The organism is Pacificispira sp. HM-600 (assembly GCF_977993705.1).
In genome coordinates this window covers 958,734-974,625 of sequence record NZ_OZ388079.1, presented here as the reverse complement: position 1 = coordinate 974,625, position 15,892 = coordinate 958,734, and the positions used below count along the sequence as shown (strand labels likewise).

Annotated in this window: 12 protein-coding genes; 7 read left to right on the top strand and 5 right to left on the bottom strand. The window is 69.4% G+C overall.

Annotated elements, in window-relative coordinates; translation table 11 throughout:
• Positions 1-16: 16 nt before the first annotated feature.
• Both mmsB and ACXZ1E_RS04525 read left to right on the top strand, forming a co-directional pair.
• Positions 17-1,255 (top strand): multiple monosaccharide ABC transporter permease, encoded by a 1,239-nt coding sequence (mmsB, locus tag ACXZ1E_RS04530; protein ID WP_458042230.1) that lies wholly within the window; start codon positions 17-19, stop codon positions 1,253-1,255.
• A 117-nt stretch (positions 1,256-1,372) separates the two neighbouring features.
• Positions 1,373-2,215, top strand: a complete 843-nt coding sequence (locus ACXZ1E_RS04525; RefSeq protein WP_458042229.1) for a sulfurtransferase — start codon at positions 1,373-1,375, stop codon at positions 2,213-2,215.
• Positions 2,216-2,223: 8 nt separating this feature from the next.
• Here ACXZ1E_RS04525 and ACXZ1E_RS04520 read toward each other — a convergent pair whose 3' ends face one another.
• Both ACXZ1E_RS04520 and hrpA read right to left on the bottom strand, forming a co-directional pair.
• Positions 2,224-3,165, bottom strand: coding sequence for an NADP-dependent oxidoreductase (locus ACXZ1E_RS04520; protein WP_458042228.1), 942 nt, complete (start codon positions 3,163-3,165; stop codon positions 2,224-2,226).
• A 72-nt stretch (positions 3,166-3,237) separates the two neighbouring features.
• A complete protein-coding gene (hrpA, locus tag ACXZ1E_RS04515) occupies positions 3,238-7,320 on the bottom strand; it encodes an ATP-dependent RNA helicase HrpA (RefSeq protein ID WP_458042227.1) in 4,083 nt (1,360 codons plus the stop codon).
• An 82-nt stretch (positions 7,321-7,402) separates the two neighbouring features.
• On the opposite strand from hrpA, the gene ACXZ1E_RS04510 reads away from it, so the two are divergent.
• The 3 genes from ACXZ1E_RS04510 to ACXZ1E_RS04500 all read left to right on the top strand — a co-directional run bounded on the left by ACXZ1E_RS04510 (position 7,403) and on the right by ACXZ1E_RS04500 (position 11,621).
• Complete coding sequence (locus ACXZ1E_RS04510; protein WP_458042226.1) at positions 7,403-8,731, top strand: hypothetical protein; 1,329 nt, start codon at positions 7,403-7,405, stop codon at positions 8,729-8,731.
• Between the two features lie 61 nt (positions 8,732-8,792).
• Positions 8,793-9,629: an aldo/keto reductase gene (locus tag ACXZ1E_RS04505; RefSeq protein WP_458042225.1), complete on the top strand. Its 837-nt coding sequence runs from the start codon at positions 8,793-8,795 to the stop codon at positions 9,627-9,629.
• A gap of 150 nt (positions 9,630-9,779) precedes the next feature.
• Entirely contained in the window at positions 9,780-11,621 is a 1,842-nt protein-coding gene (locus tag ACXZ1E_RS04500) for a thioredoxin domain-containing protein (RefSeq protein WP_458042224.1), read from the top strand.
• A 6-nt stretch (positions 11,622-11,627) separates the two neighbouring features.
• Here the strand turns inward: ACXZ1E_RS04500 and ACXZ1E_RS04495 are convergent, their stop codons facing one another.
• From ACXZ1E_RS04495 to ACXZ1E_RS04485, 3 genes are all read right to left on the bottom strand, one after another.
• A complete protein-coding gene (locus tag ACXZ1E_RS04495; RefSeq protein WP_458042223.1) occupies positions 11,628-12,074 on the bottom strand; it encodes a MarR family winged helix-turn-helix transcriptional regulator in 447 nt (148 codons plus the stop codon).
• 97 nt (positions 12,075-12,171) lie between these two features.
• On the bottom strand, positions 12,172-12,507 hold the full coding sequence (locus tag ACXZ1E_RS04490; protein WP_458042222.1) for a hypothetical protein: 336 nt from the start codon (positions 12,505-12,507) through the stop codon (positions 12,172-12,174).
• Positions 12,508-12,616: 109 nt separating this feature from the next.
• Entirely contained in the window at positions 12,617-14,227 is a 1,611-nt protein-coding gene (locus tag ACXZ1E_RS04485; RefSeq protein ID WP_458042221.1) for a dolichyl-phosphate-mannose--protein mannosyltransferase, read from the bottom strand.
• Between the two features lie 169 nt (positions 14,228-14,396).
• On the opposite strand from ACXZ1E_RS04485, the gene rsmI reads away from it, so the two are divergent.
• Positions 14,397-15,248, top strand: a complete 852-nt coding sequence (gene rsmI / locus ACXZ1E_RS04480; RefSeq protein WP_458042220.1) for a 16S rRNA (cytidine(1402)-2'-O)-methyltransferase — start codon at positions 14,397-14,399, stop codon at positions 15,246-15,248.
• Positions 15,249-15,258: 10 nt separating this feature from the next.
• Positions 15,259-15,855, top strand: a complete 597-nt coding sequence (locus tag ACXZ1E_RS04475) for a hypothetical protein (RefSeq protein ID WP_458042219.1) — start codon at positions 15,259-15,261, stop codon at positions 15,853-15,855.
• Positions 15,856-15,892 lie beyond the last annotated feature (37 nt).

The following is a 15,892-nucleotide window of genomic DNA, read 5'->3' as shown; positions in this document are numbered from 1 at the left end:
GCACACAGGAGTGACAATGTCCAACCCCACCCCGCCCTCGACGGAATCCACCGCCGTCGGAGCAAACGTCAACCCCGTCCAGAACCGATTCACCGCGTGGCTCAGCCACGTGCTGGCGGACTTGGGCAAGAACGGCATCTTCATCGCGTTGCTCGCGGTGATCGTGCTGTTCTCGATCCTGACCAACGGCATTCTGCTTCGCCCGCAGAACATCTCGAACCTCGTCGTGCAGAACGGGTACATCCTCGTACTCGCAATCGGCATGGTGATGGTCATCATCGCCGGCCACATCGACCTGTCGGTCGGCTCCGTCGCGGCGTTCGTCGGCGCGTGTTCGGGTGTCTTCGCTGTCACATGGGGGATGCCTTGGTGGCTCGCCGTCGTGCTGTCGCTCCTGATCGGAGCTCTGGTCGGCGCCTGGCAGGGGTTCTGGATCGCCTACGTCGGTATTCCCGCGTTCATCGTGACGCTGGCCGGCATGCTGATCTTCCGTGGCCTTGCGCTCGTCGTGCTCGGCAACCAGAACATCGGGTCGTTTCCCACCGAGTACCGTGGCCTCGGCAACGGGTTCGTGTCGGGCGTGTTCGGTGAGACCGATCCCGACATCATGACCCTCGGTGTCGGCGCCGTCGCGATCGTCCTGCTCGTCACGCAGCAGGTGCGGACGCGTGCGGCTCGCACCAAGTACGGACAGGACGCGGAGCCGCTCACCTGGTTCGTCATCAAGCTCGCCCTCATCTCGGTTGCGATCGCGTTCTTCGCTTTCTCGCTCGCGACCTACAAGGGCATCCCGGTCACGCTGATCATCCTGGCCATCCTCGTTCTGGTTTACGGCATCGTCATGAACCGCACCGTTTTCGGCCGCCACATCTACGCGATCGGTGGCAACCGCCACGCCGCCGAACTCTCGGGCATCAAGACCCGCCGGGTCGACTTCTGGCTGTTCGTCAACATGGGCTTCCTCGCCGCTCTCGCCGGCCTGATCTTCACGGCTCGCCTGAACCTCGCCGGCCCGAAGGCCGGTGACGGTTTCGAGCTCGAGGCGATCTCCGCGGCATTCATCGGTGGCGCGGCCGTTCAGGGTGGTGTCGGCACGATCGGTGGCGCCATCATCGGTGGTCTGATCATCGGTGTGCTGAACAACGGTATGTCGATCCTCGGCATCGGCATCGAGTGGCAGCAGGCCGTCAAGGGCCTCGTATTGCTCCTCGCTGTCGCCTTCGACGTCTACAACAAGCGCCGCTCGGCGAACTAGCTCGACGAGCCAGCGCAACACGGCAACGCGGCGGTCGGTTCATCCGATCGCCGCGTTCGTCGTTTCCGCCCGTCTAGCCTGGAGAAGTCCAGGTCTGAAACCGTCCGGGGGAGAGCCGTGCCCGAGATTCTCATCACATCCGAAGCGCTCGACGCGATGATCGCCCAGGGAGCGCAGGTCCGTGTGCTCGACGTGCGGTGGCGCCTCGACCGTTCGGACGGGAGGCCGGACTACCTCGCCGGCCACATCCCCGGGGCCGTATACGTCAGCCTCGACGACGAGCTGGCCGCGCACGGCGAACCGGCCGACGGGCGTCATCCGCTCCCGGATGCTGCGAGCCTCCAGGCGGCCGCTCGCCGCTGGGGGATCAACGACGGCGACACGGTCGTCGTGTACGACGACCTGAAGTCTCTCTCCGCGGCGCGCGCGTGGTGGGTGCTGACCGACGCGGGCCTGGCCGACGTGCGGATCCTCGACGGGGCGCTCCGGGCGTGGACGGCCGCGGGACTGCCCCTCGAAGAGGGCGATGTCGTGCCAGTGCCCGGCTCGGTCGCGCTCTCGACGGGCCGGCTCGCGCAGGTCTCGATCGACGAGGCCGCGGAGCTCGCGGCATCCGGTGCCCTGCTGGACGTCCGGGCGCCCGAACGCTATCGCGGCGATGTCGAGCCGATCGACCCGCGAGCGGGCCACATTCCGGGTTCGATCAGCGTGCCCACGACGGGAAATGTCGACGCGGACGGACGATTCTTGGCGCCCGCGGCCCTACGCGTCCGGTTCGCCGAGGCGGGAGTCGATGCCGCGTCGCCCGTCGCCGTGTCGTGCGGTTCGGGGGTGACGGCGTCGCACGCGTTCGTTGCCCTGCGGCTCGCGGGTCTCACGCCCACCCTGTACCCCGGCTCGTGGAGCCAGTGGTCCAATCATCCGGATCGTCCCGTCGCGACGGGACCGAATCCGGGGTAGCTGCGGGGCTACGGGACGACGACGATCTTGCCGTCGACACCGCGCTCGGTCGCTCGATGCGCTTCTGCCGCGTCCTCGAGTGAGAACGATGGGCCCGCCTCGATCGAGAACACACCCGCGGCGAGCAGAGCCATCGTGACGGGGAACGCCTCGGCGCGCCAGGCGAGTTCTGTCTCTGTCAGGGGAACCGAGCTTCCGCCCGAGAAGGCCCGCAGACCGTAGTCCCCGGCATCCCTTCCGCGCACGATCGTGCCGATGCGGTTGCGGTCGGCGACGAGGTCGAGGGATGTTTCAAGGGCCTCATCCGTGCCGGCAGCATCGAACGCGACGGTGATGCCCTGCGGTGCGGCCTCGCGAACGCGCTCCAGCAGACCCGGGCCGTACGCGACAGGCGTGGCTCCCAGTTCACGCACGCGGTCGAAGCGACGCTCGCTCGCGGTAGCGATCACGGTGGCACCCCAGAGGCGGGCGAACTGGATGGCGGCCTGGCCGACGGATCCGGATCCCGCGTGGAGCAGGAGCGTGTCGCCCGCGCCGACATCGAGCGAGCGGAGCACCTGGTAGGCCGTACCCACCGGGATGCCGATGCCGGCGCCGGTGACGGCTGAGACCGAGGGCGGGCGGGGAATCGCGTTGTGCGCGGCGACCCGCACCTCGCTCGCGTAGGTGCCCGATGTCTCGCGGAATGCAACGGGATCACCGACCCTGAAGCCCTGCACGTCGTCGCCGACCGCGACGACCACACCGGCGCCGTCGCGTCCGACGTGCCGGGGTGACGTCAGCGCGCCGGACGAACGAGCCCCGGCGCGCATCTTCGCATCGATCGGGTTAACGCCCGCCGCCTCGACACGCACGATCAGATGGGCCGGACGAAGCTCGGGTGTCGACGTCTCGGTGACGGTGAGGACCTCGGGTCCGCCGAACTCGGTGTAGACGATTGCGCGGGTCATGGTGATGCGTTCTTCCTCGTCGGGGACGGCGTTCTGTCTCGAGCGTAGACCTCGCGTGGCCGGGCTGGACGGTCAGGAACCCTCGCGCAGAGCCTTCGTGATTCGGGGGAGCGAGACGGGCTCCGCGGTGCCCAAACGTTGCGCGAACAGGCTGACGCGATACTCCTCGAGCAACCAGCGGGTGTGCACGAGGGCCGGCGAAGCATCCGGACGCACGGGGATCGTCCCACCCGCTTCGGCGTAAAGAGCGGCCGCCCGTTCGAACTCCGTCATTCGCTGGCGGTCGCGACCCGGGGTGTCGGCGAGTTCCTCGAGCCGCAGCCGTGCGCCCTCGAGGTACCGGAGCAGATGCGGCAGTCGGGCGGTGCCGGACTGCAGCACGAATCCCGGATAGATCAGGCCCGCGACCTGCGCCCGCACATCGCCGAGGGCACCGAGCAGTGTCATGGCGTTCTGTGCGCGCAGGACCTTATCGACGTTCCGCGCGGTCAGCAGGATGCGGGCGGTCAGCGACACGGTGGCGAACATCGCGTCCACGATCCCGGCCGAGACCGCATCCCGTACGCGCGCGAAATCCTCCGCACTGCGGACCACGCCGGTCGGAGCAACCGTGCGGATCAGCGTGTCGGCTGCCGCCGCGCGACAGTCCTCGATCAGCGCCTTCGCCGAGGCGTACGGAGAGGCGGCGAGGGCGAGTTTCTCGTTCGCGGTCAGATGCTCCTGCACATACGAAACGGGCGAGGGCACCGCGAGCAGCACGAGTCGCCGGATACCGACCCGCAGCGTTCGTTCGGCGGCATCCGGGGTGGTCTCGATGCGGAGCGAAACACTCGCGCCGTCGTCGAGGAGTGTCGGGTAGCCGCGGACGACCCCGCCCGCGACGCGGGTGTCGACGACGGGCGGGAGGTCGCCCAGGTCCCACGTGGTGATTCCCTCGCGTTCGCGGACGGATGCGCCGGTGCTCGGAGACGGCTCGACCAGCGCGGCCGGACCCCCTCCGCGGCGCGGCCTCGCGGTCGACGGTGGAGCGGCGAGACGGGTGGCGACGCTCTCGCGCGCACGGCCCGACAGGGTCTCTTGCAACTCGCGCAGGTCGCGCCCCGACCCGACCGTGCGCCCGCGCTCGTCCACGACACGGAACGTTGGACGCAGGTGCGCGGGAACCCTGTCCATTTCGAAATCATCGGTTGTCACGGGCCGGTTGGCGACGCGCTGGATGAGCTTCGCCAGCGCGGCGGCGAGCGACGTCGGCGGAAGACCCGCGTGGCTCTCGGGGCCCGCGCCCGCGAGGTCGTCGGCGAATTTCGCGGCCCAGTCCGCCGCGGGCACGACGTGCCGGCGGATGAACTTCGGCAGCGCCCGCAGCAGCGCCGTGACCAGATCCGGGCGCAGCCCCGGAACCTGCCAGTCGAACCCGTCGGGGCGCACACTCGCGAGAAGCGCCAGCGGCACGACCACCGCGACGCCATCGTCGGGCGCGCCCGGCTCGAACCGGTAGGCCAAGGTGAGTGTCTGATCGCCCTGGGTCCAGCGGGTCGGGAAGTCCGAGGCATCCGATCGCGCCTCGCCCTCGAGCAGGTCCTGCTCGCGCATCGTGAGGAGTTTCGGTGTGCGTGCGGATGCCTCACGCCACCAGTTCTCGAACGAGCGGACGTCGAATACCTCGGGCGGGATGTGCGCGTCGTAGAACGCGAAAACGGCCTCGTCGCCGGCGAGGATGTCGCGCCGACGCTCGCGCTCTTCTACCCGCTCGAGACGTCGGCGCAGCTCGTCGTTCGCGCGGGCGAAACCCGTCAGGCGTATGTCGATCTTCGACGGATCCCACTCGCCCTCGACCAGCGCGTGCCGGACGAAAAGCTCGCGCGCCCCGGCGCGGTCGATGCGGGCGAACTGCACGCGACGGCGGGGGATGATCTCGACCCCGAACAGCGTGACCTTCTCGTAGGCGACCGCGGCCCCGGCATCCTTCGACCAGTGCGGCTCGCTCACCTGACGTTTCGCGAGGTCGCCCGCGAGGGGTTCGGCCCAGGCAGGGTCGATCGCGGCGACCGTGCGGGCGTAGAGACGTGACGTCTCGACCAGCTCGGCGGCCATGACGGCCTTCGGTCGGGCCTTGCGCAACCCCGAGCCGGGAAAGATGGCGAATCGGATGCCGCGGGCACCGAGATAATCGGGCGCCGGTGCGCGGCGGGCGGGGGTGGCGCCCTTCTGCGTGGCGCGCTCGTCGATCAGGCCGATATGCGAGAGCAGACCGGCGAGGATCGCGCGGTGGATCGCGGCGGGGTCGAGGGCCTGTTCGTCCGTGTCCGTGGAACGGGCACTCTCGCGCCCGGAACGGGCACCTTCGCGACCGGAACGGGCACCTTCGCGCCCAGCGGTCCCTGAGCCTGTCGAAGGGACCAGCGACCGGATCTGCCGGTGTACGTCGAACCACTCACGCACGCGAACGTAGTTGAGGTGCTCGGCCTTGCAGAGGCGTCGGAACGCGCTCGATCCGTTCTCGCGCTGTGCCTCTTGCAGGTGGTTCCAGAGGTTGAGGAGCGCGAGGAAGTCGCTCGTCGGGTCGGCGAAGCGCGCGTGCAGCCTGTCGGCCTCTTCGCGGCGCTCCTCGGGGCGCTCGCGGACGTCCTGGATCGACATCCCGGCCACGACCGGCAGAACCTCGGCGATCGCGCCGGTGCGCTGCGCCTCGATGAGCATGCGGGCGAAGCGCGGGTCGATCGGCATCCGCGCGATGTCGCGTCCGATGCGCGTGAGGCGCGGGGCGCCCTTCCCGGGTTCCACGGCGCCGAGCTCGCCGAGCAGATCGAGCGCGGCCTTGACGCCGCGGGAGTCCGGTGGGGTGAGGAACGGGAACGCCTCGATGTCGCCGAAGCCGAGCGAGAGCATCTGCAGGATGACCGAGGCGAGGCTCGTCCGCAGGATCTCGGGCTCGGTGTACTCGGGGCGCTTCGCGAAGTCGTCGGCGGCATAGAGGCGGATCGCGATGCCGGCGCTCGTGCGTCCGGCACGGCCGGAGCGTTGCTGCGCGGATGCCTGCGACACGGCCTCGATCGGCAGGCGCTGCACCTTCGCGCGGTTGCTGTAGCGCGACATCCGAGCTGTCCCGACATCGATCACGTACCGGATACCGGGCACGGTCAGGCTCGTCTCGGCGACGTTCGTGGCGAGAACGACGCGGCGGCGGACGCCGGCCACGCGCGAGGGTTCGAAGACGCGATGCTGGTCGGCCGACGACAGGCGCCCGAAGAGGGGGAGGACCTCTGTCGGGGCCGCGCCCTGCGCGTAGGCACCGCGGACGGCGTCGGCGGCGTCGCGGATCTCGGCCTCGCCCGGCAGGAACACCAGCACGTCGCCCGGCGCCTCGCGGTCGAGTTCTCGGAGCGCCGCGACGATGCCCGCGACCTCGTCACCCTCGACGTCGTAGGGGCGCTCGTCGATCGGTGCCGTCGTTTCGTCTCGCTGCGCTCGCTCAACGACCGGGGGCTCGTCGGACGTTGAGCGAGCGCCGAGGGCGCGAGACGAAACGTCGTCCTCGACCTCGCCGACGAGAGGGCGGTACCGGATGTCGACCGGGAACGTCCTGCCCGACACCTCGACGATCGGCGCGGGTGTGCCCGAGGCATCCGCGAAGTGTGCGGCGAAGCTCTGCGGGTCGATCGTCGCCGATGTGACGATGACCTTGAGGTCGGGCCGCTCCGGCAGGATCCGCGTGAGGTACCCGAGCAGGAAGTCGATGTTGAGGCTGCGCTCGTGGGCCTCGTCGATGATGATCGTGTCGTAGCGGCGCAGCAGCCGGTCGCGGTGGATCTCGTTCAGCAGGATGCCGTCGGTCATGAGGGCGACGAGGGTCTGGTCGGAGACGTTGTCGGTGAATCGGACCTTGTACCCGACGAGGGTGCCGAGGGGCACCTCGAGTTCTTCCGCGATGCGCTCGGCGATCGTGCGGGCCGCGAGCCTGCGCGGCTGCGTGTGCGCGATGCGCGTGCGACCGAGCTCGAGGCAGATCTTGGGCAGCTGCGTCGTTTTGCCCGACCCGGTTGCCCCGGCGACGATCACGACCTGGTTGCCCTCGATGGCGCGCGCGATCTCTTCCCGGGCGGCGCTGACGGGCAGCTCCGGCGGGAACGAGATCACGGGAATGGGCGCGGGCATAGCCCTCCATCGTATGACGCGAGGGCACCTGTCAGCCGAGGGTTGCGGGCGCGCGCCGGTCGCGCGACCCTAGGATGACCGCATGGGCTCGGAGGGTTTCGCGCGTGTGCGCTTCATCGGATACGCGATTCCGACCGCCCCGGCCATGATCGTGCCCCTCGGCAATCCCGACCGCGGGTCCGCGATGGGCGGCACCTACCTCGGCCTCGGCGACGTGGCGGCGGATGTCGGGGGCAGGCTCTCCGTCATGCGCGCGGCCGTGCACGCGGCCCGCGATGCACTGCCGACGGGCGAGACCGACGTGCTGAACGTCTTCGTCGCCCCCGAGTTCTTCTGGCACGGGCGACAGGGCCCGTACCTCCACGCCACGGGCGCGCCCGACCCCGTCGATCACATCCTCGAGCGTTTGACCGCGGAGTTCCCGCCGGAGGACTACCCGAACTGGGTGTTCGTCTTCGGTACCGCGGTCACCGCGGCCGCGGATGACCCGCGCGAGGTGTTCTCGCGCGCCACGACCACGGTGCGCAACGGTGTCGTCGCCGACCTCGCACACCGCTACCGTCAGGCCGCGGGGGATGACGCCGCGAAGGTCTTCGACATGATCGAGGATTACCTGCAGTGGGGCCACGCGCATCCGGTCGTCCAGGTGCGCAACCGCGCGCTGATCGTGAGCGCCACCCCGCTCGGCTCGGCGGGCGCGACGTTTGCCACTCACGCCGCCACGACCGATAAGGTCTTCGACTCGGCCGAGGACCTCGTGCTCTGGGACGTCACCGGCCGCGAAGACGTCGTGACCGAGCAGATGTCTGCGCATCCCTATGTCGATCTCTCGGCCGGCGACCTCAAGCGCGCCCCGTTCGATGCTCACGCGATCGTGCGGCTGGGGACGGATGCCGGCGGCGCGACCGACATCGCGGTTGAAATCTGCCTCGATCACGCCGATGCTCGTCTGCGCGGCGCGATGTCGCGCACGCGTTGGCCCCACGGAGATGGCGGGATCGACATCCAGATCGTGCCGTCATGCGGTGCGACCCTCGCGCCCGGATCGATCGCGTCAGCCGCGGGCGGCTTCGCGTTCAACGTCGACGGTCAGCTCGCGGTTGGCGACAGCATCCTGCCCGCGGGCTCCGGAGCGGTCTTCGGGGTGCGGAGCGCCTACGGCAACTATGTCGATCCGGCCAACCCGCGCTACCGCGCGCACACGCAGCTCGCGGGCGTTGTGAGCGCCGCAGCGGGGGACGACGGGCGCTCGCCGAGTTCGACGGATGCTCAGCTCGCGCGGTTCGCCGATGACCTCGTGACCGTGGTGCCGGTGGCGGCCCCACCAACGCTCGACACGTTCTTCGCGGGCGGTCCCGGTGCCGTGCACATCTACGGTCTCGAGGCGCCGCCGCCGCTCGGTCCTCGATAGGGCTCTGGTCCTGCTCCGTCAACCCCGTGCCCGAGGTCGGCGCGCTCTCTAGGCTGGGGCGATGACGATTCCCACCATCGCACTCCGTTCCGGCCACGACATCCCCCAGCTCGGCTACGGCGTCTTCAAGGTCCCCGCGGGCGACACCCAGCGGGCGGTGTCCGAGGCGCTGTCCATCGGCTACCGGCACATCGACACCGCCGCGATCTACGGCAACGAAGAGGGCGTCGGTGCCGCGATCGCGGGCTCCGGCATCCCGCGCGACGAACTCTTCATCACCACCAAACTCTGGAACGACCGCCACGACGGTGACCAGCCGAACGCCGCTATCCGCGAGAGCCTCGACAAGCTCGGACTCGAGCACGTCGACCTGTACCTCGTGCACTGGCCCACCCCGGCGGCCGACAACTACGTCCATGCCTGGTCGAAGCTCATCGAGCTGCGCGATGCCGGGCTGACGCGAAGCATCGGCGTCTCGAACTTCGAGATCGCGCACCTCGACCGCATCGTGGCTGAGACCGGCGAGGTTCCCGCCGTCAACCAGATCGAGTTGCACCCGGCACACCAGCAGCGCGAGATCGTCGCGTGGGGCGAGCAGAACGACATGCATATCGAGGCATGGGGACCGCTCGGCCAGGGCAAATACGACCTGTTCGGGCTCGCACCGGTGCACGAGGCATCCGTCGCTCACGACAAGACCCCGGCCCAGGTCGTGCTGCGCTGGCACATTCAGAAGGGCTTCATCGTCTTCCCGAAGTCCGTCCGCTCCGAGCGACTGCGCGAGAACGCGGACATCTTCGACTTCGCGCTCTCGGATGCCGAGATGGACGCGATCGACGCGCTGGACGCGGGCGATGGTTCGGGTCGAGTGAGCGCGCACCCGAACGACGTCAACTAGCCTGCCGGGTCCGGGTGGGCCTCGCGGGCGTTCGCAATTCAGTCCCGCGAGGTCTGGCTCGGAGTCCGCGGCCCGGAATGACGGGCCGAACGGGAGTCGGCGCCACCCGCGAGACTGAATTACGAACGGATCGATCGGGAAGGAGAGCGGATGACCTCCCGCCTCGACGACTCACGCAGTCCCTACCTCCGCGCGCACGCGGGCAATCCGGTCGCGTGGTACCCCTGGGGGCCCGAGGCATTTGCCGAGGCGGCGCGGCGGGATGTGCCCGTTCTCGTGTCCATCGGGTACTCGACGTGCCACTGGTGCCACGTCATGGCGCGCGAGTCCTTCTCGGACGAGGCGATCGCGGCGCAACTGAACGACGGTTTCGTCGCCATCAAGGTGGATCGTGAGGAGCATCCGGATGTCGACGCCACCTATCTCTCCGCGGCCGCGGCATTCACGCCGCACCTCGGCTGGCCGCTGACCGTTTTCGCGACCCCGACGGGCGTCCCCTTCTATGCGGGCACGTATTACCCGCCCGAGGCGCGGCCCCCGGTTCCGGCCTTTCGCGACGTGCTGACGGCGGTTCTCGAGGCGTGGACCGAGCGGCGGGACGAGGTCGAAGGGACGGCGGCTGCGATCGCCGACGCTCTGCGCACCGCGGCGCACGGGGTAGACGGGTCGCTTCCGACGCTCGAGGATCTCGCGGGTGCTGCGCGCGCGGTCGCCGCGGCGGAAGACCCGGCGTACGGGGGCTTCATCTCGGGTGGCGCAGCGGAGGCCCCGAAGTTTCCGATCGCAACGGTCCTCCGATTTCTGCAGGCACTGGGCCTTGCGCAGGTCGAACCCGAGGCGGCAGCGCTCGCCGCGCGCACCGTCCAGACGATGGCCGCGTCGCCGCTGCGGGATACGGTCGAGGGCGGATTCTTCCGCTACGCGACGCGCCGCGACTGGTCGGTGCCGCACTACGAGCGCATGCTCACGGACAACGCGCAGCTGCTCGACGCCTCCGTCAGCGCGGGTGAGGACGCCGTGGCCGCGGGTATCGCTTCGTTCCTGATCGATGTGTTGCAGCAGGCATCCGGTGGTTTCGGCGCCGCCCAGGACTCCGAATCCGTGATCGAGGGTCAGCGGAGCGAGGGCGGGTACTACGCACAGGATGCCGCGGGCCGGGCACGCCTGTCGCCGCCCGCCGTCGACGGGAAGGTCGTCACGGGCTGGAACGGCCTGGCCATCGGTGCGCTTGCCCGTGCCGGAGCCCGCCTCGGTGAGCCGCGCTGGATAGAAGCGGCTGCGCGCGCGGCAGAGGACGTCATTCAGAACAACCTGCGCGCGGACGGCACGCTCGTCCGCGCCTCGCTCGATGAGATCCCCTCGCGCGCCCCGGCCGTGCTGGCCGACTACGGCCAGTTCGCATCGGGCCTGCTGGCGCTCTCGGTCGCGGCGGCCGAGCCGGCGTACGCCGTGGCCGCGCGAACACTCGTCGATCTGTGTGTCGATCCCGAAACCCACGCCGTGCGGGCGCCCGGCGGTGGTGACTCCGTGCTGACCGCGCAGGGGATCACCGCGGCGGGCGAAGGATCGGATGGCGATGAGCCCTCGGGTGACGCGGCGATCGCGGGAGCGTGCCTGGACCTCTGGCTGCTCGGGGCGGGCGAGGAGTATCGTGCCCGAGCATCCGGAATCGTTGCCTCACGGGTCGCCGAGGCGTTCGGCCGGCCGCTCGGCTACGGTGCGCTGCTCGCCGTCGCGGGGGGATTGGCGGCGGCCCCGCGACAGATCGTCGTCGTTTCGGATGACATCGACGACCCCCTCGCGCGTGCGGCGCGGGCCGCCACCGCCGACGTGGTGGCGATCGTGCCGGTGCACCGAGCAGCGCAGTTCGCGGGCGCGGGATTCTCCTTATTCGAGGGCAAGGCGCTCAGTGACGGGCGGCCGACCGCATACGACTGTCGGGCGTTCGTCTGCCGGCTTCCGACGACGGATCCGCGGGATCTGTCGGACTGAGAGTCGCTACTCGCTCGGTGCGATGGCGCTGCTGAGCCGGCGGAACGCCGAGGCGACGGCATCGCGATGCTCGGGCTGGAGGCCGCCGAGCGCGTCCGCGCGGTGCCCGCGCGAGGTGGCGAAGGCGGCGCGCACGGGGGAGTCATCCGGAATCGTCGCGGTGAGGCGGATGCTGCGGCGGTCGGATTCGTGGGGCCGGCGTGCCAGGTACCCGCGGGACTCGAGCCGGTCGATGAGCGCCGTCGTCGCCGCGGTTGAGATGGCGAGCGTGCGGCTGATCTCACTCGGCCGCACGAGCGCGTCGGCTTGCTCGGCGGCAAGCAACAGGCGCAGGACGACGATGTCGTTGGTACCCAAGCTCAGGATGCCGCGCAACTCGCGTTCTTCGCTCGCCAGTGCCGCCTCGAGGTCGTGGAGCGCGTCGAGTGGGTCGCTGGGGGCGTCGGCGGGCACGGCGGGCCCCCTCTCAGCGATGGACGAACGTGCGAAGCCCACAGCCTACGGCAGATTAGCTCCCGTATTTAGCTAAATAAACGAGATACTTGGCGTGCTAGCGGAATGTTGTCAGAACGACCGCCGCGAGCGCGACGCTCAGTGCGACGACGCCCATGCCGGTCGCGGCCGTCAAGCCCAGACGCGCCATGCGCGGCTGGCGGCGCATCAAGGTTTCGCTCGAGCGGCGTCCGAGTGCCGCCTTGGCGTCGCTGAGCTCGAGATAGCGGCCGACGGGCTCGCCCCGCGCATCGGTCGCGACAAAACCCCCGAGCACCTCGTCGATGCAACCCAGGAAGTTCCCGCCGCGGTTGCCCGCGATCAGACCGGGCCCGACCGATACCCACACCGTGCGCATCCGTGACGGCGCGATGGGCGGTTCGACGAGTGCCATTGACCCTCCCGGAGCGCACATGCGACGTGCGTAGAGCACAGTGCATAGAACGGATAGTTACTAGGCAAGCTACCTAATTCTCCGCGGACGGCCGGACCCGACACGCGGATCAAATCCAGCTGAACATCCAGTTGTGCAAACGCCAGAACTCGTAGGGCACCTCGATGGCCGTCCAGAGCGGATACCAGAACACCGAGACAGCAACGGCAACGAGCAGGAATGCCGCGACCGCGCCCTGACCGCTCGTGCGTCGGTCGGTCGGCGCATCCGATGGCCCAGCTATCCGGCGCAGCGAGAGCACGAGGGTGAGGATCAGAAACGGCACGATCACGATCGTGTAGAACTGGAAGATCGTGCGCTCGGGGTAGAGCAGCCAGGGCACATATGTCGCCGCAACTCCCGTGAGCACGAACGCCACCCGCCAGTCGCGTGAGCGTCCAGCGCCCGGCCAGATCAGACGCACCGCGAGAAACACGATCGCGGCGACTCCCGCGTACCAGATCAGCGGGTTCGGGATGCTCGAGATCGCCTGCACGCAGCCGCCCGCCATGTCGCATCCATCCACGCCCGCGTCGGTCTTCTGCCAGTACATCGACGTCGGGCGGAGGAGCAGCGGCCATTGCCAGGCGGGAGAGGCGTACGAGTGCCCGCTCGTCAAGCCCACGTGGAAGTTGTAGATCGCCTGGTGATAGTTCCCGAGCGCGAGAAGTGGATTCGCATCCGAATCGCGGTCATACCCGCCCTCGGTGACCAGCCAACCGGTCCAGGTTGTCAGGTAGGCGATGGCCGCTACCGGTACGAAGAGGAGGAACGTCACGGGCCCCTGCCGGAGCGCGGCATCCGGAAGCCACCGCCGGATCCCGGCGCGTCGTCGTGCCAGGGCATCGATCACGATGAGGTAGATGCCCAGCGCCGCCAGGACGTAGAGGCCCGACCATTTCACTGCGGTCGCGGCACCGAGCGCAACGCCGGCGGCCAGGATCCACGGACGCGACCACAGCACCGGTCCCCAGCTCGAAGGGTCGTCGCCGGATGCTGCGAGCGCGATTCGGGTCTGCACCCTGTCGCGATCGATCAGGACGAACCAGAACGCCAGCAGCACGAAGAGCATCAGGAAGCCATCGAGCAGAGCGACTCGGCCGAGGACGATCCCGAGCCCATCCACGGCGAGAAGGAGTCCGGCGATGCAGGCCCAGACGGTCGAACCCGTCAGGCGGCGGGCGATGAGAATCAAGACCAGCACGGCCGCGGTACCCGCAAGGGCGGCCGCAAAGCGCCATCCCCAGGCCGTGTCCGCGCCGAAGACGCCATAGCCGAGTGCGATGAGCCACTTGCCGAGCGGGGGATGCACGACGAAGCTGCCATCCGTGAGGAAGCCCATCGTGTCGCCGGCGAGGAATGCTGTGTCGGCTCCGTCGGGCCACTTCGACTCGTAGCCGAGTCGGGAGAGTGTCCAGGCATCCTTCGCGTAGTACGTCTCGTCGAAGACCAGCGCGTGCGGATGTCCCAGGTTGAACAGACGCAGCACCGCCGCGAGCAGCGTCACCAGGGCGGGTGCCAGCCAGTGCCAGAGCCCACCGACCGCGGGTCGGGTCTGGAGCCAGAGCCCGAGTCGTTCGAACACCGTGCGTTCGAACACCGTGGGGCGCGCGAGGGGCAGCAGCGGGTCGGTGGGGGTGGGGCCGGTGCGTTCGGGGTCGAGGTCGCTGGCCGGCTGCACGCGACAAGCCTATGGGCGCCGACGGTGATGTCCGGCGCAACGGGCCTACGTACATCTGAAAGGAACGAAGGGGGTCGGCGGCCCGCAAACGCGGCGTGTCGGGCGGTTCAGGGGGCGTCGTTCCTTTCAGATTTACGGGTGTGCTGAGTAAGGGTGCGAAACTGACCGGATGCTGATCCTCGCCGCGACCCCGATCGGAAACCTCGGGGATGCCTCGCGTCGACTGGTCGAGGCGCTCGAGGCCGCGACGATCATCGCCGCCGAGGACACCCGCACCACCCAGCGTCTGCTCGCGGGCCTCGACATCACTAACCGCCCCCGGCTGATCGCCCTGCACGACCATAACGAGAAGCAGCGCGCCGCCGAGATCATCGACCTCGCGGCCGAGCAGGACGTGCTCGTCCTGAGCGACGCGGGCATGCCGACGGTGAGCGACCCGGGGTTCGGTCTCGTCGCCGAGGCGGCGGCCCGGGGCGTGACGGTGACGGCGCTCCCCGGACCGAGTGCTGTGCTCACGGCGCTCGCCGTGGCGGGGCTGCCGACAGATCGCTTCACGTTCGAGGGCTTTCCCGGGCGCAAGCAGGGTGAGCGCCGCTCGGCATTCACGGCGCTCGCGCGTGAGCCTCGCACGATGGTGTTCTTCGAGGCCCCGTCCCGCATTGCCGCGACCCTCGCCGACATGGCCGGTGTCTTCGGCTCCGATCGCCCCGCCGCCGTGTGCCGCGAGCTGACGAAGATGTACGAAGAGGTCAAGCGCGGCGGACTCGCCGAGCTCGCGGAGTGGGCCGAGGGTGGCGTGCGCGGCGAGTGCGTCATCGTGGTCGGTGGGGCCTCGAACGCCAGGCCCCCGCTCGCCGAGGCCGTCGCCCAAGTGCTCGAACTCGTCGCCGCAGGCGGACGGATGAAGGATGCGTGTACCGAGGTCGCTGCCGCTACCGGACACGCCTCGCGCGAGCTGTATCAGGCGGCCCTGGGTGCGAAGTCCGACGCGAAGCCGAAGTCCGACGCGAAGCCGAAGTAACGTGGCCCGCATGAGCCGCCGGGGTGGGGTCGCCCTCCTTCTGATTACCGGACTGCTCCTCGCCGGATGCGTCCCTGAGCCCGGTGACGCGGGCCCGGGCGGGATGCCGACTGTCGAGACATCCGCTTCCGTGTCACCCACTCCGTCGGACGCGGCGATCGCTGTGTCGGATGATTGCGGTGACGTGCTGACCGATGCCGAACTCAGCGAGCTGACGGGGCAGAAACAGTACCTCGCGCCCACGGTGCCCTCGCTCGAGGCGCTACCCGGACCCCTCGCTCGCGAGACAGCGGCGGGGGCCGACGAAACGCTGGCGTGCCTGTGGTGGATCGAAGACGTGTGGGAGAGCACGCTCCCGCTCTTTGTCTTCCGCACCAGCGCCGGGGCGCAGAGCGCGCTCATCGACGGGCTGCGGACCTCGACCCTCTATACGGAGACGACGATCGGCGGCGAGCTGGCCTTCACCTCGACGTTCTCGGACGAAGTATCCATCAACCAGCTCGTCTACGTTTTCGTGGAGGATGTCTGGATCGCGCTGGTCGCACCTGTCGAACCCGATGTGGCGCGCGCTGTCGCGGGCGGAGCATTGACGGCCATCGCCGGCTGAGTGCCACGGCGTGGCCCGCTGCCCCGGCTGTCGTCAC